The sequence below is a fragment of the Enterococcus sp. genome, from assembly GCF_032555305.1.
GTDB lineage: Bacteria > Bacillota > Bacilli > Lactobacillales > Enterococcaceae > Enterococcus_A.
The window spans coordinates 1-20,835 of record NZ_JAWGOQ010000034.1 but is presented as its reverse complement, the minus strand read 5'-3'; the positions used below and the strand labels follow the sequence as shown (position 1 = coordinate 20,835).

The 20,835-nt window shown below is 41.6% G+C and carries 19 protein-coding genes; 11 read left to right on the top strand and 8 right to left on the bottom strand.

All coding sequences use genetic code 11. The features are described 5' to 3' along the window. Nucleotides 1-28: 28 nt before the first annotated feature. Complete coding sequence (locus E6139_RS19385; protein ID WP_316405185.1) at nucleotides 29-910, bottom strand: prenyltransferase/squalene oxidase repeat-containing protein; 882 nt, start codon at nucleotides 908-910, stop codon at nucleotides 29-31. A 139-nt stretch (nucleotides 911-1,049) separates the two neighbouring features. Between E6139_RS19385 and E6139_RS19380 the strand changes: the two genes are divergently transcribed. Together E6139_RS19380 and E6139_RS19375 are read left to right on the top strand one after the other, a co-directional pair. Further along, nucleotides 1,050-1,604 (top strand): hypothetical protein, encoded by a 555-nt coding sequence (locus E6139_RS19380; RefSeq protein WP_316405184.1) that lies wholly within the window; start codon nucleotides 1,050-1,052, stop codon nucleotides 1,602-1,604. Nucleotides 1,605-1,744: 140 nt separating this feature from the next. Further along, the gene (locus E6139_RS19375) at nucleotides 1,745-2,770 is read left to right on the top strand and encodes an LLM class flavin-dependent oxidoreductase (RefSeq protein ID WP_316405183.1); all 1,026 of its coding nucleotides are present in this window, start codon (nucleotides 1,745-1,747) and stop codon (nucleotides 2,768-2,770) included. A gap of 43 nt (nucleotides 2,771-2,813) precedes the next feature. On the opposite strand, the gene E6139_RS19370 is transcribed toward E6139_RS19375, so the two are convergent. Beyond that, nucleotides 2,814-5,633 (bottom strand): LysM peptidoglycan-binding domain-containing protein, encoded by a 2,820-nt coding sequence (locus E6139_RS19370; protein ID WP_316405182.1) that lies wholly within the window; start codon nucleotides 5,631-5,633, stop codon nucleotides 2,814-2,816. A gap of 323 nt (nucleotides 5,634-5,956) precedes the next feature. Between E6139_RS19370 and E6139_RS19365 the strand changes: the two genes are divergently transcribed. After that, nucleotides 5,957-6,799, top strand: a complete 843-nt coding sequence (locus tag E6139_RS19365) for an aldo/keto reductase (protein WP_316405181.1) — start codon at nucleotides 5,957-5,959, stop codon at nucleotides 6,797-6,799. 175 nt (nucleotides 6,800-6,974) lie between these two features. Then, entirely contained in the window at nucleotides 6,975-7,817 is an 843-nt protein-coding gene (locus E6139_RS19360; RefSeq protein WP_316405180.1) for an aldo/keto reductase, read from the top strand. Nucleotides 7,818-7,913: 96 nt separating this feature from the next. Here the strand turns inward: E6139_RS19360 and E6139_RS19355 are convergent, their stop codons facing one another. The 3 genes from E6139_RS19355 to E6139_RS19345 are packed head-to-tail and all read right to left on the bottom strand — an operon-like array spanning nucleotide 7,914 to nucleotide 10,731. Beyond that, nucleotides 7,914-8,945, bottom strand: coding sequence for a zinc-binding alcohol dehydrogenase family protein (locus E6139_RS19355; protein WP_316405179.1), 1,032 nt, complete (start codon nucleotides 8,943-8,945; stop codon nucleotides 7,914-7,916). A gap of 26 nt (nucleotides 8,946-8,971) precedes the next feature. Continuing rightward, entirely contained in the window at nucleotides 8,972-9,628 is a 657-nt protein-coding gene (locus tag E6139_RS19350) for an NAD(P)H-dependent oxidoreductase (RefSeq protein WP_316405178.1), read from the bottom strand. Nucleotides 9,629-9,642: 14 nt separating this feature from the next. Beyond that, nucleotides 9,643-10,731, bottom strand: a complete 1,089-nt coding sequence (locus tag E6139_RS19345; protein WP_316405177.1) for an L-dopachrome tautomerase-related protein — start codon at nucleotides 10,729-10,731, stop codon at nucleotides 9,643-9,645. A 276-nt stretch (nucleotides 10,732-11,007) separates the two neighbouring features. Between E6139_RS19345 and E6139_RS19340 the strand changes: the two genes are divergently transcribed. Then, nucleotides 11,008-11,376 (top strand): helix-turn-helix domain-containing protein, encoded by a 369-nt coding sequence (locus tag E6139_RS19340; protein WP_316405176.1) that lies wholly within the window; start codon nucleotides 11,008-11,010, stop codon nucleotides 11,374-11,376. 37 nt (nucleotides 11,377-11,413) lie between these two features. Here E6139_RS19340 and E6139_RS19335 read toward each other — a convergent pair whose 3' ends face one another. From E6139_RS19335 to E6139_RS19325, 3 genes are all read right to left on the bottom strand, one after another. Further along, complete coding sequence (locus E6139_RS19335) at nucleotides 11,414-11,770, bottom strand: bacteriocin immunity protein (protein ID WP_316405175.1); 357 nt, start codon at nucleotides 11,768-11,770, stop codon at nucleotides 11,414-11,416. A gap of 125 nt (nucleotides 11,771-11,895) precedes the next feature. Further along, a complete protein-coding gene (locus E6139_RS19330; protein ID WP_316405174.1) occupies nucleotides 11,896-12,861 on the bottom strand; it encodes a helix-turn-helix transcriptional regulator in 966 nt (321 codons plus the stop codon). 76 nt (nucleotides 12,862-12,937) lie between these two features. Next, nucleotides 12,938-14,104: a CapA family protein gene (locus E6139_RS19325; RefSeq protein WP_316405173.1), complete on the bottom strand. Its 1,167-nt coding sequence runs from the start codon at nucleotides 14,102-14,104 to the stop codon at nucleotides 12,938-12,940. A gap of 307 nt (nucleotides 14,105-14,411) precedes the next feature. On the opposite strand from E6139_RS19325, the gene E6139_RS19320 reads away from it, so the two are divergent. The 6 genes from E6139_RS19320 to E6139_RS19295 all read left to right on the top strand — a co-directional run bounded on the left by E6139_RS19320 (nucleotide 14,412) and on the right by E6139_RS19295 (nucleotide 20,749). Next, nucleotides 14,412-14,810 carry a YbaN family protein gene (locus E6139_RS19320; RefSeq protein WP_316405172.1) on the top strand — a complete coding sequence of 133 codons (399 nt, stop codon included), beginning with the start codon at nucleotides 14,412-14,414 and terminating at the stop codon, nucleotides 14,808-14,810. Then, complete coding sequence (locus E6139_RS19315; RefSeq protein WP_316405171.1) at nucleotides 14,803-16,533, top strand: ABC transporter ATP-binding protein/permease; 1,731 nt, start codon at nucleotides 14,803-14,805, stop codon at nucleotides 16,531-16,533. Before E6139_RS19320 ends, E6139_RS19315 begins: the two co-directional genes overlap by 8 nt. Further along, entirely contained in the window at nucleotides 16,523-18,166 is a 1,644-nt protein-coding gene (locus E6139_RS19310; protein WP_316405170.1) for an ABC transporter ATP-binding protein, read from the top strand. The genes E6139_RS19315 and E6139_RS19310 overlap by 11 nt, the downstream gene beginning before the upstream one ends. Before the next feature lie 113 nt (nucleotides 18,167-18,279). Then, nucleotides 18,280-18,933 carry a YoaK family protein gene (locus E6139_RS19305; RefSeq protein WP_316405169.1) on the top strand — a complete coding sequence of 218 codons (654 nt, stop codon included), beginning with the start codon at nucleotides 18,280-18,282 and terminating at the stop codon, nucleotides 18,931-18,933. A 258-nt stretch (nucleotides 18,934-19,191) separates the two neighbouring features. After that, complete coding sequence (gene wecB, locus E6139_RS19300) at nucleotides 19,192-20,325, top strand: non-hydrolyzing UDP-N-acetylglucosamine 2-epimerase (RefSeq protein ID WP_316405168.1); 1,134 nt, start codon at nucleotides 19,192-19,194, stop codon at nucleotides 20,323-20,325. A gap of 13 nt (nucleotides 20,326-20,338) precedes the next feature. Continuing rightward, nucleotides 20,339-20,749 (top strand): hypothetical protein, encoded by a 411-nt coding sequence (locus E6139_RS19295; protein WP_316405167.1) that lies wholly within the window; start codon nucleotides 20,339-20,341, stop codon nucleotides 20,747-20,749. Nucleotides 20,750-20,835: the final 86 nt, after the last annotated feature.

The window sequence follows — 20,835 nt, the reverse complement described above, 5'->3', positions numbered from 1 at the left end:
CTGACACGAGCAGGACTATAAAACTTCTTCATCTTAATCGCGCAAGAATCGATTTCCCATAAACCGTAAGAAAGGGATCGATTTCGCCAATCTTGGAGAACTCAATAAACGTTTGCCCCTTGTAGGCTTTTTCTAAATTATAAAAACCGTTATGCTCTTTCTTGGGAAGCAGATCCAACGCTTCACCAATTTCCTTATTCGCTTCGAAACCTAGCCCAGCCGCCAGCAGAAGGAAGCGAAACACACTATAAAAATAACGAAATGGATAGATTAATTTCTGATATTTTTTCTCCGCTAAAAATAAATGATGCTGATAGAAATAATCCAGTCCGCCTCGAATAGCTCTTTCTACTTGCAATTGCAATTCCTTAGATTCTGCATTTACTTGAAAGCTATGTAGCCCTTCAAGTACGCAGATCGTCGAATGTGGATCACCTTTGCTCTGATCATACCAAGTAAACCCACCATCGGATTTTTGTTTTTTCAAAATAGAAGCAACTAGTGACTCCAACTTTTCAGATTCGGGAATAAAATAACTGGCATAATTCAGGATCATTCCATCGACACAAATGTCGCTTGCCATATTAGATTTCGCCAAATTCAAACCACCATCAGGCAGCTGACACTCCTCAAACATTCTAAAGACGATTTCTCGACAGACAGGCTGATCAGGTGAAATACCACAATCCTTCAATTGTAGCAGAGTGTAATGTGTCGATGTCCATTTTGGTTGATAATAATATTTTCCCCAATGTCCATCGGGATTCTGTTGGGATAGCAAAAAACTTCCGTATCCTTCCGAAGCAATGCGTTTTTGCAGTTTGGTATCTGCATGCTGCTTCACTAACTTCGTGTACAAATATTGAATACTGACATCTTGCTCTGATAGCCATGTAGTGAAATCATCCATATCAATGCCTCCTTCTTTGAATTGATCTTTTTCTCATATCATCTTACCATTTATAAGAGGTGCAAGTCTCTATAACCTGAATCAACTGCCCCTATGTTAAACTAATAAACAAGGTAACTATTACATCGAGGTGGACAAAATGGGCATGCAGATAAGCTTCTTTGTCAAAGATCAACCAGAAGGCTGCTACTTTGAGAAAATCCAAGCGAGCTTTTTTGAAGAAGAGGAACAAATCGAAACTTATTACCCAAAGAAACATTTTGGCGCGGTACTTGATGATGCACTGCTGCGAATCTTGCGCAAAGTATTCGATACACTAGAAAAAATCGGTGAAGTCGAAGAATATCTTCAATTTTTAGATTTTCAAATTGTGAATGTGTATAATTCATCCTTTGTCAGCAAGCACTTTCTATTATATAAGAACACTGACGTTGAAAATCTGTTGGAGCATGTTTTGATGGAGGTCGCAGATCCGCTGGCGGAAGGCTATTTCGAAACAATGATTGATTATTTGGAAACCAATATTGACGATGAAGTGTTTGTTGATTTTCGCTTGAATGGCGAAGAGATATTATTGGAGGTGCAAAGCCAAGGAAAGAAGGTCAGTCAGGTCGAACCGTTGAAGCAATTGATCGTTGATTATGACGAATCCTTTGAACGCGTGGCGACAGAATTTTTAGAGAGTTTTATTTGAATGTGTGTACGCAAGACAATTCCTTTTGGGTGTTGTCTTTTTTCGAGAACAATTATTCGCTTTTTAAAGATGAACGTAGTAGAATCATATTAACTTATTAAAAGTAAGTGATTTTACATAGATTCAAGGAGGTCACTATCATGAAAAAAATCGGCTTTTTGAGTTTTGGACATTGGATGGACCAAGGCTCACTTGTTAAAACAGCGCAAGATTCGTATCTGCAATCGATTGATTTAGCAGTCGAAGCAGAAAAGATCGGGATCGACGGTGCCTATTATCGCGTGCATCATTTTGCGGATCAAATTGGGTCACCATTTCCTTTGCTTTCAGCAATTGGTGCGAAAACCAGCAAGATTGAAATCGGAACTGGTTTGATCGATATGCGTTACGAAAATCCTTATATGATGGCTGAAAATGCCGGACTTACAGATATTATTACCCAAGGAAGAGTGGAATTGGGTGTGGGCCGTGGTTCACCTGAACAAGTCCTTGATGGCTGGAAATATTTCGGCTACGACTACAGTGAAGAAGAAATCAAAGATATCACACGAGAACGGACATTGGAGTTCTTGAAATTAATCGAAGGCGGACGTTTCGCTGAACAAAATCCACAACCAATGTTCCCACAAGCACCAGGAAAATTGCGTTTAGAACCTTATTCCGAAGGTTTGCGCCAACGGATCTGGTGGGGTGCTGGTTCAACACAAACCGCTGTTTGGGCAGCTCAACACGGAATGAACTTGCAGTCATCGACTTTGGTGAACTATGAAACCAATGAGCCTTTCCATATCCAACAAGCCAAGCAATTACGAGCTTATAAGGAAGCCTGGAAAGAAGCGGGTCATAACTTTGAACCACGCACATTGGTAACACGTTCCATCCAACCGATTACGACAGATATGGATCGGCAATTATTCGGTCATCAAGGCGATGACGCGAAGTACGATCAAGTTGGTTTCCTTGCTTACCATCAAAATCCAACGATCTTTGGGAAAACCTTTGCTGGTGAACCAGATAAAATCGTCAAAGAATTGGCTGAGGATGAAGCGATCAAAGAAGCGGATACCGTATTAGTCACGATCCCAAATACTTTGGGTGTAGATTACAATATGCATTTACTTGAAACCATCGTGAAAGATATTGCCCCTGATCTGGGCTGGCGATAAATAAAAAAAAGAAGGGAATCTGAAAAAAAGATTCCCTTCTTTTTTATTCGTTTACAATCGTTACAGGTCCGGTGCAAACTGCTGTAGAGACCTTGTAATAGTCATCTGGATCCTCTTCGTCCTCAACGATAAACACTGCCAGTGCCATATCGGAAAAGCCTGACTGGATGATATTGATATAGTGTCCGCCGTTAGTGTAATCCCCTGCTCTTCCAGCCTCACGTTCATATTCGATGTATTGCAAGAACATTTGCTGTGCGATCAATCGTGCAAGGACCGTTGAATCTCCATCCACTTCTACTTTTTTAATATAGGTATGAGAAATATTTTCCGTCCAGTACCTCATTTTTTCAGAACCAATTTCACGATCAACAACATACGTTCCATCACTGAGAATATTGGCAGGTCGTGTATGAGAAAACTTGTACATCACTTCGATTGCTCGTTCAGCAACTTCACGATACGCGGCTTCGTCCTTTGTATTGCTTACTTTTTTCTCGCCGTATTTCTCCTGCTCTTCCTGAACCAGCTGTTCAAAATACTTCGCTACCTCTTTAGAAAAGGCTGTATTCACCAGCTTGTCCGCCTGCTCAACCGTCACTCTAGTGTCGTCCTTTATTACTTGGTCTTTGATCGTTTTGATCTCAACGTCATCAGCTGGTTTGATTGCTGCAATGATTGGATCTATTTTCTTATAGGTAATAGTCGTTGTGTATGTCGTGATCGTATCGCCATTAGCTAACGTTTTGACGGTTTTAACTGGTTCAGATTCAGCAATTTTTCGATACCCCGTAAGATCCGTCAGGTTGTTGCCTGCTTCATCAACGTTGATGGTCACTTTTTCATCTGTATTGATGATTTTGTGATACGTCACCGTCGTAGTATAGGTGGTAATCGTGTCACCATTAGCTAATGTTTCAACTGTTTTTACGGGTTCAGATTCATTCAGTTTGAAATAGCCTTCCAAGCTGGTCAAAACTGTTCCTGCCTCATCAACATTGATGGTCACCTTTTCATCTGTATTAATGATTTTATGATACGTCACTGTCGTAGTATAGGTAGTAATCGTATCACCGTTGGCAAGTGTCTCAACTGTTTTTACGGCTTCGGACTCGTTAATTTTGAAATAGCCTTCTAAACTGGTCAAAACTGTCCCTGCCTCATCGACATTGATGGTTACATGCTTTTCGGTGTTTTCTATTTTACGATACGTGATTGTCGTGGTATAGGTTGTGATCGTATCGCCATTGGGAAGTGTCTCAACCACCTTCACTGGCTCTGATTCAGAGACCTTCACATAACCCGTAGTATCCGTTAATTTATTTCCTGCTTCATCTACCATGATCGTGACATACTTGTCTTCATTCGTTGGAACATGCGGCAGCTTATTTTCAACCTCATTGACCGTTTCATTCGATTTACCAATATGATCTGCGCTATCCTCTGCTGAATCGCCCGCTTCTTTGCCCTTTGTTTCCGCATCCTTGACTTCTTCGGTTGCGCCTTGGATGACTTTGTCCAATTCTTTGATTCGCTCATTGAGGGTTTGGGCCTTGCTTGTTAAAGCATTGATCTGTTGATCCAATGCGGCAAGCTGCTGCTGGTATTTTGTCAGCTCTGTTTGAATCTTTTTGGCTTCTTCGCTGGTTGCGGCCGGTGACGCATTTGGTAATTGCGTTAACTCTTGCTGCGCTGCAGTCAGGGCTGTTTGTGCCTGCGTAATAGCGGCTTCAAGCGATGCTTTTTCAGTAGCGGCAGAATTCAATGCGGCTTCTGCTGAAGCATAGGTCGATTGCGCATTATTTAAGTCTTGCTGCGCCGCTGTCAGCTGCACACTATACGTAGATAATTCATTTTGGGCCGCGGCTAGCTGCTGATTCAATTGCGCCAATTGAGCTTGAATAGCGGCATCCTCTCCGGCTTGGTCTTGCAAAGCCGTAATTTGAGCCCCCACGTCAGTCACTCGCTGTTGAGCATTCCCCTGATTAGCGGTTGCCTCACTGATGGCGGTTTGAGCGGTCATCAAAGTCTCTTGTGCTGTTTGCTGTGCGACCTTCGCACTAGCAAATTCCTGTTCTACTGCTGCTAATTGTGTAGCCAGGCTTTCATAATTTGCTTGTGCCTCCGTCACCTTTGCGGCTGCGGCTGATTGCTTGGCTTGCAGCTCAGTATGCGTAATTTCGTTTTCTTTGTTTAAGGCCTCCGTTAGTTTCTGCTCCGCCTCTTGCTTTAATCGTTCTATCTCTTGCCGTTCTTTTTCCGCATCCTGTTTTTCTTTTTCTACTTGTTCACGTTGCTTCTCTGCTGCTTGTTTTTCTTTTTCCGCTTGTTCCTTATTGAGGGGCTTAGCCGTTTGTACGTCAACTCGTGCCACGGCTTGCCTTGTTTCGACTGGCTGAGAGGCTTCCGATTGCGGATCGGCAAATGGCTTTGCTGGATCAATCTTATCCTCATCGGTCAATTCTTTTTCCTTTGTCGCATGCCCGTTACGATCAATCACCGTAATCTTAGCGCCATTAAATTTGATCGTTGTTCCCACCGGCACGCTGTATTGGCTACCCGCTTCAAATCCGTTCAGCTCCATTAATACTTGCCATTTCACGTTAACGGCTAAACCAATATTGTAGAAGGTGTCACCCGCTTCAAAGGTATAAGAATTCTGACCGGCTTTTAGTTTGGCTGTAATGGTCGCTACCGAATTTGCCTGCCAAGCACTCGCCTGCATATTTTCAGGATTAGCGATTAGTAGGTGGGCTGACAAAAGAATAAATAGGAGCAGTCCCTTTTTCCGAATACCGCGGACCTTCTGACAATGATTTTGTTTGTTCCTCTTAAGTAAATGACTGACCCTCTTTTTTTCCATCGTACATACCCCATCCTTTTAGTTAACCCAAAAATTACATTAATAGTTATTTTATAATACTATATTTCACTGACGTATCGACTTCAAAAAAAATGAAAATAATTCACTTTTTGAATTATTGATGGAATAATGTTTATAAAAATGGCATTATTGTTTAAAAGGTGTTATTGGTCAAGAATCCTTCATAAAACCAATAGTTGCATTTCAACTGCCAATACCCAATTCCGTACCCTCAGCCGTACTTATTTAAACAAAATTGTTACGTTCCAGACGGTATAGCAGTATAATTTAGTAGTAACGACTATAATAGGAGGTTTTCTTAAATGGAACAGTTGAAACTAAACAATGGTCAAATGATCCCTCAATTAGGTCTCGGCGTTTTTAAAGTCCAAGATGCTGATGATTTAAAACGTTCAGTAGCAGATGCATTGAAGGAAGGCTATCGTCATTTTGACACGGCAGCGATTTATCACAATGAAGCGTGGCTGGGCGAAGCACTGGCTCAAAGCGATGTAAAACGTGAAGAGCTATTCATCACTTCGAAAGTTTGGAACAGTAATACGACCTATGACGAAACGATTGCCGCCTTCCAAGAAACCTTGAAGAAATTACAAACTGATTACTTGGATCTGTACTTGATCCACTGGCCAAGTGAGGGCTATAACGAAAAATGGCGGGCAATGGAAAGTCTTTACAACGAAGGCTTGATCAAATCGATCGGTGTCTCTAACTTTGAAAAACCACATTTGGATAAATTATTGACGACTGCCAAAATCGTTCCGACCGTTGACCAAATCGAAACCCATCCATACTTCCAACAAAAGGAATTGAACGAATACTTGAGAAGCTTGGATATCGCTCACGAAGCGTGGGGTCCACTTGGACAAGGTAAGGGCAATGTGCTGGAAGATCCAACCTTGGCGAAAATCGCAGAAGCGCATAATAAGACCATCGCTCAAGTTATCCTGCGTTGGCACCTGCAACGTGATATCATCGTCATTCCAAAATCTGTTCACGCAGAACGGATCGCGCAAAATATCGATGTTTTTGACTTCAAGCTAAGCGATGAAGAAATGAGCTTGATCGCAGGGATTGATCAAAACAAACGTGGTGCAGCAGATCCTCAAGATGAAGAATGGTTGAAGAAATCATTGAGCATGAATTAGCCTATTAACCGCAGCCTGTTTATTCAGGCTGCGGTTTTTTGTCGAGACATAAAATCTACTAAACAATTATGCGAGGAGTCAAAATAATCATCGTTTGGCTAAAGCAAAATTTTTACGATATTCCCGCTACAGCGTTATACTTTTAATGTAACGACTATATTAGGAGGTTCTATTAATGGAACAGTTGAAATTAAACAACGGACAAATGATCCCCCAATTAGGTCTCGGTGTCTTTAAAGTCCAAGATGCCAAAGACTTAAAAGATGCTGTCGCAGCCGCATTGAAAAGCGGGTATCGTCACTTTGATACAGCAACGATCTACCATAATGAAGCATGGTTGGGTGAAGCGCTGGCTGAAAATGATGTAAAACGTGAAGACCTGTTCATCACCTCTAAGGTTTGGAACAATAATACAACCTACGATGATACGATCGCAGCTTTCCACGAATCGTTGAAGAAGCTGCAAACAGACTATTTAGATCTTTACCTGATTCATTGGCCTAGCGAAGGCTATAACGAAAAATGGCGGGCAATGGAAACGTTGTATAGCGAAGGTTTGATTAAATCCATCGGCGTATCTAATTTTGAAAAGCCTCATCTAGACAAATTATTAACGACAGCGAAAATCAAACCCGCCGTGGATCAAATCGAAACTCATCCCTATTTCCAACAAAAGGAATTAAACGAATACTTGACAAGCTTAGATATCACTCATGAAGCTTGGGGGCCACTTGGACAAGGGAAGAGCGATGTTTTAGATGATCCGACTCTAGTAAAAATCGCTGAGGCTCACAACAAGTCTGTGGCTCAAGTAATCTTGCGCTGGCACTTACAGCGAAATATTATCGTCATTCCAAAATCTGTTCACGCAGAACGAATCGCACAAAATATCGATGTTTTTGACTTCACATTGACGGATGAAGAAATGAGCCTTATTGCTGCAATTGACAAAAATCAACGCGGCTCTGGCAATCCAAACGATGAAGAATTTTTGAAAAATTCTATGAGCAGAGAATAATCTATTGTCTATTGAAACGTAGTCTTGTCACAAGGGCTACCTTCTATCACAAAAGAAAGGATCGTCCGTTTCAACAGACGATCCTTTCTTTTTATTCTAAAATGGACCGCTGACAACCACTTTTCCTAACATGTGACCGGATTCCACATCCTTGGTCGCACGTTTCAGATTGTCAGCATTGATCCCTGTATCATAGATTTTGCTGACAGTCGGAAGAATAATCCCGGCATCTGCTAATTCAGCGATGGTTTTCAACGCGGCTCCTTGTGATTCAAGGTCATAGCCAAAATCGGTCTTCGCGAACATATACTCCCAATCAAAGGAAACCGATTTATTTTTCCACTCAGCCAGCTCCAACGGCTCCTTGATTCCAACGATCGTTCCCACATGGCCAAAGGGACTAACCATTGATTTAATGATATCCAAGTATTTCGTGATATCAAATAATACAGCAATGTAATCAAAGGATTCTGTTCCTATTTCTCTGAGTTGATGCTTCAGATCCTGATGGTAATCAAGCGGATGATCCACCCCGACTTTTTTCAGCCACTCAAAATTATTCGGATTTGAGGTAGCAAATACTTCTAGTCCTGTCCATTTCGCTAATTGGTTCAAAATAGAACCAACGCCCCCGGCACCATTAATGACTAAGATGGATTTTCCTTTAGCGGAATCTTTTTGGGGCACGATATTGAATTTGTCAAACAGCAATTCATAAGCAGTTAACGAGGTTAAAGGCAAGGAAGCCGCCTCTTCCTTCGTTAATTTTTCTGGAGCCAGAGCAACGATTCGTTCGTCAACTAACTGATACTCTTGATTGCTCCCATGACGTGTCGTTGTTCCAGCGTAAAAGACAGAATCGCCCACGTTAAAATTCTCAACCACATCTCCAACAGCAACTACTTCACCAACAGCATCAAATCCGAGTATGCGCAACGCGTTGCTCCTTCGCGAAGTTTGACGTAGTTTCGTATCAACTGGATTGACGGACACCCCTTGAACCTTGACTAACAAATCTCTTCCGACAGCCACGGGAACTTCTTCCTTCGCGTCAATAAAACTGTTGGAATCGTCAATCGGCAATCCCTCAAAAAAACCAACGGCATGCATCATTTCTTTTTCAGACATCATTATCGGCCTCCTAAGATTTGATCTTATTTAATTACTTGATAAACATCACTTAATTTTTGGCGTTTTTTCTCTGGAATTGCTTGATCTCTGTAACCAAAGCCTGCCATATAAGAAACACCAAATTCTTCTGGATCAACATAGCCTTTTTCGACTAGGTAGCGATCCACTGCATCCTTATTAAAGCCTTCAATTGGGCAGCTATCAATATCTAGGTATGCGGCAGTTGTCATCATATTCGCTAAAGCAATGTAGGTTTGCTTAGATGCCCAATCAAACAACTCACGCTCTGAAGTTAAATCAAAGTCATTTTTCTGAAAATTATTGAAGAAGATCGTCTGCGGTGATTCTTCTGAATAAGGTACTTCGAAAACATCCTCAACCATGTGTTTTACATGTGGACTATTGCCAGTCAGATTCTTTCTAGCTAACACGATCAGAAAATGGCTGGCACCATTCAAACTGTTACGTGCTCCCCAAGCAATGTCCTGCAGCTCATCTTTTACTTGTTGGCTTTCAATCAAAAGGAATTTCCAAGGCTCATAGCCAAAGGAACTTGGGGATAAACGACCTGCTTCAATGATTGTTTCCCAGTCTTCATTGCTGATTTTCTTTGTTTTATCGAATGCTTTTGTTGCAAAGCGGCGTTTGTGTGCGTTTAAAATTTCTGCTCTTTTATTCATGTATCTTTCTCTCCCTACTTTGATTTAGCTGGCTTTTTGCCAATAAAGATGCGGAATAAGCTATATGGCTTCTCACGCATATCTTTTCCATAATGAAACCCTGCTTGACGTTGTAATTGGTTGCTATTGAAATATAAATACTCATCTGGTCCAATTGATAAGGTATCCGGCCATAAGATGCGCGGATCATGAGCGATCGTTTCCATCGTCCCATCGGGATAAATTGCCCGAATACCATTGTTTTCATAATCCCCAGCATAAATCGTACCGTCGATTGCAGTGATCATCCCATCAGAGGCCCCTTTTTCTCCCCAGTCTTTGACATAAGACTCCAACGCATCATCATTTATCTGTTGATCAAAAATCAAATCTGTCTCGATTGAATAAAGATGACGACTTGATAATGGGCTATAATAAAGCTGCTTGCCATCTGGTGACAAGGCAATCCCATCTGCAGCCACTTGCCAAGGAGACGTCTCACCATTTTCGCCGCGATTCATTAATATTTCGCCTTCAACTTTTGGTAGAAAATCAGGATCTACTGCGGTCGATGGTGTGCCATCCAAAATTCGAAAAGCATTTCCAGTATCCAGCTCAACCACAATGATCGCACCAGGACCAGTAATTGATGAATCGGTAATGTAGGCAACACCTTCTTTGCCTCGGCGAAGATCGATTCGGACATCATTCAAATAAGTTGAATCCAAGACAACTTCTTTGCAGAAAGTATAAACCCGGCGAATCGTATTTGTCGCAAGATCCACCGCTACTAGCTTCGCGCCACCTTCAATTGGGACATCAAAATTCGGTGCAGCAGTATCTAACACCCACAATGTTCCTTCACCATCGGCCACAATACTTTGGACGCTCAAAAAAGCATTTTCTGGATTCGCTGGATCAAAGGTATTGGCTTCCTTGCTGGGGTAAGGAACCAGCTTTCCATCAACAATCTCTACAACTGTCGCCTGGACATCATCGCCCCATTCAGGAAAATTAATAAAAATCCTTCCATTCTCACTAACACTCACTCCTGTAGGCATTTCTCCATAAAACGCATGGACTTGTTCAATCTCACCGAAATAGTTTTCTTTAGGTACTCCCATCATATCCCTCTCCCTTTCATTCTGCACACAATATACATTCACAGGAAAATAAAAACAATTTTTCAAATTAACAGATGGCCATCTGTTTTGTAAAGCTATCATAAAACCAATGTCTACAAATGTAAATTAGGGAATTTTTTTATACCTTCAACTTTTTTTAACTTTCTTTTATTCTCCCTTTTCCAAGATAAAATATTAGACGACTGTATTCGTCTGTGATAAAAAGAGAGTATCAATTTAACATTAGCGGATATAAGATATTAAGGAGGCGCTTATATGGCTCGAAAAATCTATAATTGTGAGGAAGGTTGTTCTGTGGAATCTACCCTCCAGCTCATTTCTGGAAGATGGAAAAGTGTCTTATTGTACCACTTGATTTTTGAAGGTGAGCACCGCTACAATGAACTTCAGAAAAAAATTCCTGGGATCACTCGTAGAATGCTTTCACTGCAGCTAAAGGACTTGGAAAACGATGGTTTGATCGAACGTCATGTCATTCAGGAAAAACCACTGATGGTCTCCTACCATATTACCGACTACGGTCACTCATTAAAGCCTGTTATACAGATGCTGCACCAATGGGGAAACACGTTTAATCAGTTAAATAGCGGGAATTTAGAGGAAGAATGCTTAACATGCAAATAAGAAGCTAGCCTAAAATTTTAGACTAGCTTCTTTATAATTACCGTTGCCCATCAAATACGCTATAAAACTGCGCTTTGTTCCCCGTATCGGAACGGTAAACACCATTGAATCCCGCTCGACCAGCGATCGTACCGAGTTCAATCAGCAAAGATTCCTCGGCTTTGTCAAAATGAATTCGATGATCAAACCCGACACGATAGATATAATTCACCAATCGATTGACCAATGCTTCCGGATTTTTCATGTCCTCCAGCTTTCGATAGACCTGCAGCAAGACATCCGTAATATCTGTCAGCGTTTCAGTAGGATTGGAACGCTTAATCAAGCAATTATATAAATCGTGGATCAGTTGCTGGGCTCTTTCTCTAGAATCAACTTGTGCTTCTGCTTTCATTGTATGATACTCCTTTAACGCGCGGATTGATTTACTTATTAAATACCCTGTCATCTTACACCTAATGAAATTTTTTGAACATTAAAAACAGCGGGTCGCTTGATAGCCAACACCGCTGTCTTCTGTTACTTTTTCACTGGTCGGACATATTTCCAAAACCGCTCTGGATCATGATAGAAATAAATAATTCGTCCGGGTGTAGTATCGTAGCTATAATCCGTATTTGAAAAGTCAAAGTCCGCCATCGCCTGCTCCACCTTTTCCTCGACGCTGCGATTTTCCTGTTCATAATCAAAAGGCCCATGCTCAAAAACAAGATATTCTGCTTCGGGAACATCCATTAGCAGCATTTGTTCCGGTACTTCTCCTTGATAATCCGCTGGCAAGCGGGCGCCGTAACATTCCGATCTCAAAAATCCCCAATCACAAAGCAGACCTTTCGAATCACTGATATAGGCCATCGCCTGTCCACTGCTGCTATCCGGTTTATTGCCGCCGTTGTCATCCAACTTCCCTTTGATACTATCCAATAAGCCGCTGATGGTATCACAATCCTGTCCGGGAATCTGACTCTGCTTCTCCCAAAAGTCCCAGTAACCATTGCTTTCCGTATTTTTGATAAACAAAAACTTGTGTGCCGGAATCGTCACAAAATAGGTTTTGATATCCTTGCTGGATTTTACCATGCCCATCTCTCCCAATCCTAAAAAGTAGCGGTCAAACGGGCTGAGCCTTGTTCGCAGGACAACAGGCTTTGGAGCTTTGCGATATTCGCTAGGTGTGCGCCCATACATATTTTTAAATGCACGAGTAAAGGCCTCATGTGAGGAGAAGCCATAATCAAAAGCGATATCCAGAAAGCTTTTTTGATTGTCGCGAACTTCCTTTAAAGCAAAGGCCAATTTCCGCTGGCGTAAATAATCACGAAAGGACATACCGGAGATTTCTTTGAATTTCCGCGTCGTATAAAATTCGGAATAGCCCATCTTGCGAGCCAATCGGCGCAACGTCAAAGCCTCGTCATTATAGCCTTCGATGCAGTGATCAATCTCATCAACGATCTGTTGAATTTGTCTTTGCCACTCGTACATTCCTTCACCCCATTTTGACTACCTTATCATTAGTATAGAAAGCTCGGACATGCGCCGCTTGATATGACTTGCTGTCTTAATAAACGATTTTTATTTTATCATTCATAATCTCATTGGTGCGTTGAATGAAATATTCACGGGATAAATCTTGTCCCTGATTAACATGGATCATATGCTGATTCGCTAACTCATTGGTGTAATCCTTCAACGCGTAAGTTTTATAGGTTTGATAATTGTCGCCAATATAAGTGATCGTCGGCCAAAATTCAACTTCTTCGATTTTGACGTCTTTCTTCTTTTTATCATAATCAATCGTCCAGCGACCCATCCCTCCCAGCATCCGGTCATTCTCTGCTTGAGAAGAAATGAAGTTTCCTAAAGAATACATCACTAAGGTTTGATTGCCAGATTTACCCGTTAGATAGTCCATCGGCTGAATAACGTGAGGATGCCCGCCAACGATCACATCTACTCCAGCATCACTTAATAGCTGAGCTAGCTGTGTCTGTTCTTCATTTGGCGTAAACTGGTATTCTTCTCCCCAGTGCATACTAACAATCTGAACATCACTCATCTTATTAAGTTCCTTCATATCCTTTTTAATTTGTTCTGGATCAATCAGATTGACTAAATATTCTTTGCCTTCAGGCAGCGGAATCCCGTTCAAACCAAAGGTGTAAGACATAAATCCGACGTTTACCCCTTTGATTTTTTTGACATGCAGCCGCTTAGCCTCCGCTGATTTTTGTGAGCCAGTAACCGTAATGTCTGGATATTTCTCCAGGTATTCTAATTGCTTGACGATTCCCTCTTCGCCTTTGTCCATGGTGTGATTACTAGCTGCAGACAGCCAATTGTAGCCCGCTTTATGTAAGGAATCTAATACCTGTGTTGGTCCATTGAATGTCGGATAACCGGAGAGACCTAATTCCTCACCGGCACAAATGGTTTCCAGATTGATATAGGAAACATCCCGATCCTTGTTCAAATAGTTGGTTGGTTCATACATTTCATCAAAACGATACGTGCCATCCAGCTGTCTAAGATGATCGTAAATATAATCATGGATCAAATTATCTCCCACAGCTGAGAAATTCAGCTTCACGGTAGAACTCGCAGCAGCTTTCGATGTCTCTGATGTTGCCTTTGAGGATGCTTCTTTTGTCTCTTTTTCTGTCTTACCATTCCCACATCCACCTAGAAATAACAGAACGATTAAACCCAATTTTAAAAATCTTTTCACAATCGAACTCCCTTTTAGTTTGGCCTGTGCAACAAACAATTGGTCTTAACAACGTTACAGAGCTACTCTACTTAAAATATTACGTCAAATCGTTGGATATAGGAACATTTTTTAATAATCTTTTTTCAGCATATTTATTAAAAAAATGATCATTAAAAAACACTTCTTATCTTATTTGCTTTATTAACTTATTAATTGCTTTGTTTCTTTTTTGAATAAAAGAATTCGCCGAAGAGATTGATAATCATTTTCATTTAGCATAAGATGAACTGGTAAGCACTTTATTTCATTATTGGAGGTCATTCATGTGAAAAAAATCATTTATTTTTCTCTTGGTGCGATTACCTTTGCGCTGGGAACACTGGGAATATTCCTTCCCTTTTTACCAACCACGGTATTCTACTTGCTGACAGCCTTCTTTTGGCTACGTAGTTCTGATAAATATTACAACAAGTTCATTCAATCTTCCTTCTACAAACGGGCGGTGGAAGAGCCGATCGTCAAAAAGAAAATCACCAATGCAGGAATTGTGAAGATGTTCTTGATGATCCTCATTGTCTTTTTGATCCCGGGATTGTTGGTGGATAATACCCCCATGAGGATTTGCTTGGTTGTGGTCTATATCGCCCACGTGATTGGACTGACATGGTATTTGCGAGGCAAAAAAGCTTCATTAAAAGCAAAGGCGGGCGAACCGAATGATTGATCGTCGGCTCTTTGCGATTGCTAAAAAGAAAACACTGATCCTGCAAGTCGTGATTCGCTGTATCAGCCTTGGCTTGTCCTTATATATCTGGCGGACACTGGCCTTCTTATTGAGTAATTTTGTTCAAGGGCGCTCCCTGAATCTGAGTCTGCCTTTTGCTCTAATCCTCCTAGCCTTAGCTGGAAAACTAGTCCTTATCCGCCTGTCAGCCTTTCTAACGGATCAAGCTTCGGCCGATTTGCGGGTCGCGCTGCGAACAAAAGTAATGGAAAAGGCCTTTCGTTTAGGGAATACTTCTCGGCAATTGCCGGCCACAACGTTAGCGCAGCTTTCTGGTGATGGAATCGAGCAGCTGGAAATGTATTATGCCCATTTTCTGCCGCAGCTTTTTTATTGCCTGCTGGCTTCATTGATCTTATTTGCCTATTTAGTTTTGTTGGCTTGGCAGCCTGCTATTGCAATGCTGATTTGTGTGCCTTTTATTCCCCTAACGATCATGGCAGTGATGAAGATTGCTAAGCGGATCTTAAATAAGTATTGGGATCAATACACAAACTTAGGGTCGCGATTCCACGAAAGCTTGAGTGCTTTGAGCGTTCTGAAGGCCTACGACCAAGATGAAGCCAAACAACAAGAATTAGCACAAGACGCACAAAAATTCCGCAAAGCCACTATGAGTTTGCTGTCGATGCAGCTGAATTCGATCACCATCATGGATATTTTTTCCTATAGCGGGGCAGCGCTTGGGATCGGTCTAGCACTGATAGCTTTTCAGCAGCAACAATTGACCGTCTATGGTGTACTGGTCTTCATTTTAGTCGGAGCAGAATTTTTCTTACCGATGCGTCAGCTGGGTTCCCTCTTCCACGTGGCGATGAACGGGATCAGCTCTTGCGGGAAAATCTTTGATTATTTAGCATTACCTGAAAAAAAGGATGGCACAATCGATTCTTGGCAGGAACCGTTAGACACAATCACTGTTAATCAGCTGGATTTCACCTATGAAAATCAGGAAACTCCTGCTATCAAAAATGTCTCTATGGAATTGCAGAAAGGAACCTTTACCGCCTTTGTAGGAAAATCCGGTTCAGGCAAAAGCACCTTTGCACAATTACTGTTGAATCAGTTGGACGAGTATCAAGGAGCGATCCGCTGGAATCAAACCGATTTGAAGGAGCTAAGCAATTCAACCGTGCTGAATAAAGGAATTCTAGTAAACACAAAGGATTTTCTTTACGCTGAAAGCATCCGGGAGAATCTGCGGCTGGCAAATCCTCAGCTAACAGAGGATGACATGTGGCAATTGCTAGACCGCGTGAAGTTGTCGACCTTCGTGCAGCAATTACCAAACCAGCTGGATACAGTCTTAGAAGAAAACGGTAAGAATCTGTCTGGCGGACAACGACAACGGCTGATTCTTGCTCGTGCTTTAGCCGCCTCAGCAGAATTTTATATTTTCGATGAGATCACATCAGGTGTTGATATTGAAAGTGAAGAAATCATTTTAGCGACTTTGAAGGGTTTAGCCAAAGAAGCCATCGTGATTTTTGTTTCCCATCGTTTATACAATGTTCTGGATGCTGATCGCGTTTATGTCTTTAAAGACGGCGCAATCGTCGAAGCTGGAACACCACAAGAATTGGAGCAAACCTCGGATTATTTCAATGCCTACTTTACGGAAGAAAATCGTCAGATGAAGGGAGTGATCGGTAATGAAGGATAGAATCTTGATTCGCTGGCTGCTTTCTTTCACGAAACCCTTCAAGGGAAAAATGTCTCTCGCGATCCTGCTGGGAATCATCAGCAATCTTGCTGTCGTAGCGATCCCCGTCATTAGTACACTCACCCTGTTGCGTTTGATCGATGGTGCGAAGGTAAATCTCATACTCATTTTAGTTGTATTGATTGCCTGCGGTATCGTCCGAGGTGTCGCACGATATTTAGAACAATATCAAAATCACGACATTGCCTTTTCTTTATTAGCCCATATTCGTGAGCGAATTTTCGCAGCCTTACGAACGATCGGTCCAGCCCGCCTGACTGGTAAGAACAGCGGCGAACTGATCACATCGATTTCGACTGATGTAGAAGCTTTAGAAGTCTTTTTTGCTCACACGATCTCACCTGTTTTTATCGCTCTGGGCACGTCTCTGGTAACGTTTGTTTTTCTAGCAAGCTTTGATTTAGGCTTGGCCTTTCTACTGCTGATCGGACAAATTCTGATCGGCGTGATTATCCCTTACATCAGTTATCGCAGAAATCTGCAGATTGGTGATGATTATAAAAAAGCTTTTGAACAGGTTAGTCAGACGATCATGGAAAATGCCAATAGTCTAAAGGACATCGCTCAATTTCATTTAGAAAAAACGCGTCTGACGAAATTAAAAGCAGATAGTAAAGTCTTAAATCATGAGAATCGCCGCCGGATTTTTCAAGGTAATTCTTTGCAGCTCTTAAGTGAATTGGTCGTTATCGGAACCACGCTTTGTGTATTTTATTTCGGCAGCAGCCGCGGACTTTCGATGGAAACGATCGTTGTTTCGGTGGTGCTGAGTCTTAGTTCATTTGGTCCTGTCTTGGCATTAGGTAATCTGGGCAATGCCTTATTAACAACCTTCTCCAGTGGGCGACGTTTGTACCAGCTCGTTCACGAAGAGCCCTTTGTTGAATTTGAGGAAAGTACAAATTCTGTTGATGCAGTTGAAAAGCTGCAAGCAAATGAAGTGGCTTTCCGTTATCCCAATACAGAAAAAACGGTCTTAGAGCAGATTTCTTTTGACTTGAAGAAAGGCCAAAGTATCGGGATAAGCGGAGAAAGCGGCAGCGGGAAAAGTACGCTGCTAAAACTCTTGATGCGCTATTGGGATCCCAACAGCGGGAAATTAATGATCAACGATTCACCGTTATCTTCTCTTAAAGAGGACGCCCTTCATCATCTGGAAGGCGTCATGGAACAATCGACTTTTCTATTTGAAGACACAATTGCTAACAACATTTCCTTGAAACGTGATGATGTCTCACAGGCTGCGATTGAAGAAGCTGCTAAAGATGCCGCGATCCATGATTGGATACTCTCGCTGCCAGAAGGCTATGAGACACAACTCAGCAAGCTTTCTCGCACTATCTCTGATGGCGAACGACAACGTATTGGCTTAGCGCGCTTGCTGGTTTACGATGCGCCGTTAATTTTACTGGATGAACCAACCAGCAATCTCGATTATGTCAACGAACAAGCAATTCTTGCGACCTTCAAGGAAAAACTGCAAGATAAAACCATGATCCTTGTCTCCCATCGTGAAAGCACGTTGAAGATTGCTGAAAAGAAACTGCACATGGAGAATGGACAATTGAAATAATTTTTTGCGGCTGGGATCAATGATCCTAGTCGCTTTTTTATGTAGGACACTTCTTTTGTCGTTTTTCTTCATTTGGCGTACACTTCGGATGAAGAAAAAAGAGGTGCAAAACAATGGAAGAAAAAGTTCATGAACGGCTGGAATTCGGGATGGCCTTGGCGGCAACGGCTGGCGGATTGGACGCCTATACTTATTTGGTTCACGGCGAAGTATTCGCAGGACTCCAAACAGGGAATTTTATTTTATTAGGTGTTCATTTGGGACAAGGTCAATGGGGAGTGCTGATCCATTATTTGATCCCGATTCTATCCTTTGCTTTAGGGGCATTACTGGCACGCTATCTGCAAACTAAGATTAGCAACAATCAACAGCTTTGGTTTTTGACCTTTGAAATCAGTTTACTTTTGATCGTAGGTATTTTCTCTCCATATCTGCCAAACTTGGTTGTTAATGCGTTGTTGTCTATCGCGGCCGCAACTCAATTGCAGGAGTTCCAAAAATTGAAGGGGAAGCCTTTTACCTCGTTAATGATGACGGGAAATTTGAAGAATCTTTCGACGAACTTCTTTGAGGGCTATCTCAAGCATGAGCCTGCGAAACGTGCAGCCTTTCTTGATACATTGATTATTTTGCTCAGCTTTGTTGCTGGTGCAGTATTGAACGGCTTTTTAGTCAAGTATTTCCATCAACGAACAATTTTCTTTAGCTTGATCTTTTTGATGATCGCAGTTGTTTTGCTGCGTAAAGATCGACATGGGATTCGCTGAGCACTGGGCAAGAAGGGATTTCTCTTCTTGTCTTTTTTCACTATTCGTATTCTCATTTTTAGGTTGAATTATGAGAATACAAAAGCCTCTAATAAGACAAAATGAAAATCCTCTCTTATACTAGGTACTAAGTATAAATAAAGCGAATAAAAGAATAGATTTAATTAAATTAACTCGAAATTATAATTATTAATTTCTATTTTTGTTTGGTCTAGTCAATTCGTCCATAACATTTAAAAGGTTTTAAGGAGGAATATCATGAGAAAGAAAGTTTTTTTAGTCTTTGGCACACGACCGGAAGCGATAAAAATGGCTCCATTAGCTAAAGAATTAGCAGATGATAATCGTTTTGAGGTGAAAGTAGTCGTTACAGGTCAGCATCGAGAAATGCTGGATCAAGTCTTAGACGCCTTTGCTATCGTTCCTGATTATGATTTGAACATCATGCATCAGGGTCAGACACTCAGCGAGATCACTAGCCGGGTACTTGAAAAGCTCACCGCTATATTACAAAAAGAGCGACCGGATATTTTACTGGTTCACGGAGATACTACAACCACCTTTTCTGCCGCATTAAGCGCTTTTTACCAGCAAATCCCAATTGGGCATGTCGAGGCTGGATTGAGAACCTGGGATAAATACTCCCCTTTTCCAGAAGAGATGAATCGACAATTAACGGACGATCTGACCGATCTTTACTTTGCTCCAACGATGAAGAGCCGTGAGAACCTGATCAAGGAAAATCATTCAGAAAAAAACATATACGTCACAGGAAATACAGCGATTGACGCAATGAAGAATACCTTAGACGAAAACTACGAAATTCCAGCTGAAATTTCGAAAAATCAAAAGCGCATCGTCTTAGTCACAATGCACCGTCGTGAAAATTTGGGTGAACCGATGCATTCCGTTTTTAATGCCATTCACAAAGCGGCCAATGATTATCCAGATACCCAATTCATTTTTCCGATGCACAAAAATCCCGCGGTCCGGGAGGTTGCTAGTGAGACTCTAGGCAATCTGGAGAATGTCTCATTAATCGAACCCTTGGATGTGATTGATTTCCATAACTATGCCAAACAGAGCTATTTAATCTTAACTGATTCTGGCGGTGTTCAGGAGGAGGCTCCTTCCTTAGGTGTGCCAGTATTGGTTCTGCGTGATCAAACGGAACGGCCGGAAGGCGTTGCAGCCGGTACATTGCGCTTGGTTGGAACAGATACTCAAACGGTTTATTCCACTATCAAAGAACTGTTTGAAAATTCAGCTGCCTATGAAGACATGTCAAAAGCCAGCAACCCCTACGGTGATGGAAAAGCCAGTGCAAGAATTACAGAAGCGATCGCTCATTATTTCCAATTAGCGGATCGCCCTGAAGACTTTAGCCATTAAGGAGAACAACGATATGAAATATTTTCAACGAATTCGTATTGAGTGGATGACCATCATACTAGCTGCTGTCTTTCTCATTCAAAATTTAATTTTAGATGAACGCTTTGGTTTTGTTCCAGTATTAAGTATTTCGCTTCTAGCCTTTCTGGGACTGCTTGTAGGCTTTTTAGGCAATACTATTACGGTCGCAGTATTTTCCATGATGGTGATGTCTACAGGAGCCTTTCTTCTGTATTACACACCTATCATTATGCCTAGACTGGAAAAAATTTACTTGATTATTGTCATTCCGATCTTCGCTGTTTTAGGACTAATCGCAAAAAACAGTGTGCTGTTCAATCAACGGACAAATACTTTCCAGCCGCGAATGCGGCACTATCTGACTACTTTGGATGAAACCACCGGCTTATATAATGTCTACTGAATCATTGAATTTTATTGTAACCTCAGTGTTTCAGAGGGATTTCTAGTATAATAAGTGCAAGGGTCTTTTCGTGAAATTGACGAAAC

Coding starts and splice junctions, on each gene's coding strand:
- E6139_RS19385 (WP_316405185.1), bottom strand. CDS start 910: ATGGATGATTTCACTACATGGCTATCAGAGCAAGATGTCAGTATTCAA.
- E6139_RS19380 (WP_316405184.1), top strand. CDS start 1,050: ATGGGCATGCAGATAAGCTTCTTTGTCAAAGATCAACCAGAAGGCTGC.
- E6139_RS19375 (WP_316405183.1), top strand. CDS start 1,745: ATGAAAAAAATCGGCTTTTTGAGTTTTGGACATTGGATGGACCAAGGC.
- E6139_RS19370 (WP_316405182.1), bottom strand. CDS start 5,633: ATGGAAAAAAAGAGGGTCAGTCATTTACTTAAGAGGAACAAACAAAAT.
- E6139_RS19365 (WP_316405181.1), top strand. CDS start 5,957: ATGGAACAGTTGAAACTAAACAATGGTCAAATGATCCCTCAATTAGGT.
- E6139_RS19360 (WP_316405180.1), top strand. CDS start 6,975: ATGGAACAGTTGAAATTAAACAACGGACAAATGATCCCCCAATTAGGT.
- E6139_RS19355 (WP_316405179.1), bottom strand. CDS start 8,945: ATGTCTGAAAAAGAAATGATGCATGCCGTTGGTTTTTTTGAGGGATTG.
- E6139_RS19350 (WP_316405178.1), bottom strand. CDS start 9,628: ATGAATAAAAGAGCAGAAATTTTAAACGCACACAAACGCCGCTTTGCA.
- E6139_RS19345 (WP_316405177.1), bottom strand. CDS start 10,731: ATGGGAGTACCTAAAGAAAACTATTTCGGTGAGATTGAACAAGTCCAT.
- E6139_RS19340 (WP_316405176.1), top strand. CDS start 11,008: ATGGCTCGAAAAATCTATAATTGTGAGGAAGGTTGTTCTGTGGAATCT.
- E6139_RS19335 (WP_316405175.1), bottom strand. CDS start 11,770: ATGAAAGCAGAAGCACAAGTTGATTCTAGAGAAAGAGCCCAGCAACTG.
- E6139_RS19330 (WP_316405174.1), bottom strand. CDS start 12,861: ATGTACGAGTGGCAAAGACAAATTCAACAGATCGTTGATGAGATTGAT.
- E6139_RS19315 (WP_316405171.1), top strand. CDS start 14,803: ATGATTGATCGTCGGCTCTTTGCGATTGCTAAAAAGAAAACACTGATC.
- E6139_RS19310 (WP_316405170.1), top strand. CDS start 16,523: ATGAAGGATAGAATCTTGATTCGCTGGCTGCTTTCTTTCACGAAACCC.
- E6139_RS19305 (WP_316405169.1), top strand. CDS start 18,280: ATGGAAGAAAAAGTTCATGAACGGCTGGAATTCGGGATGGCCTTGGCG.
- wecB (WP_316405168.1), top strand. CDS start 19,192: ATGAGAAAGAAAGTTTTTTTAGTCTTTGGCACACGACCGGAAGCGATA.
- E6139_RS19295 (WP_316405167.1), top strand. CDS start 20,339: ATGAAATATTTTCAACGAATTCGTATTGAGTGGATGACCATCATACTA.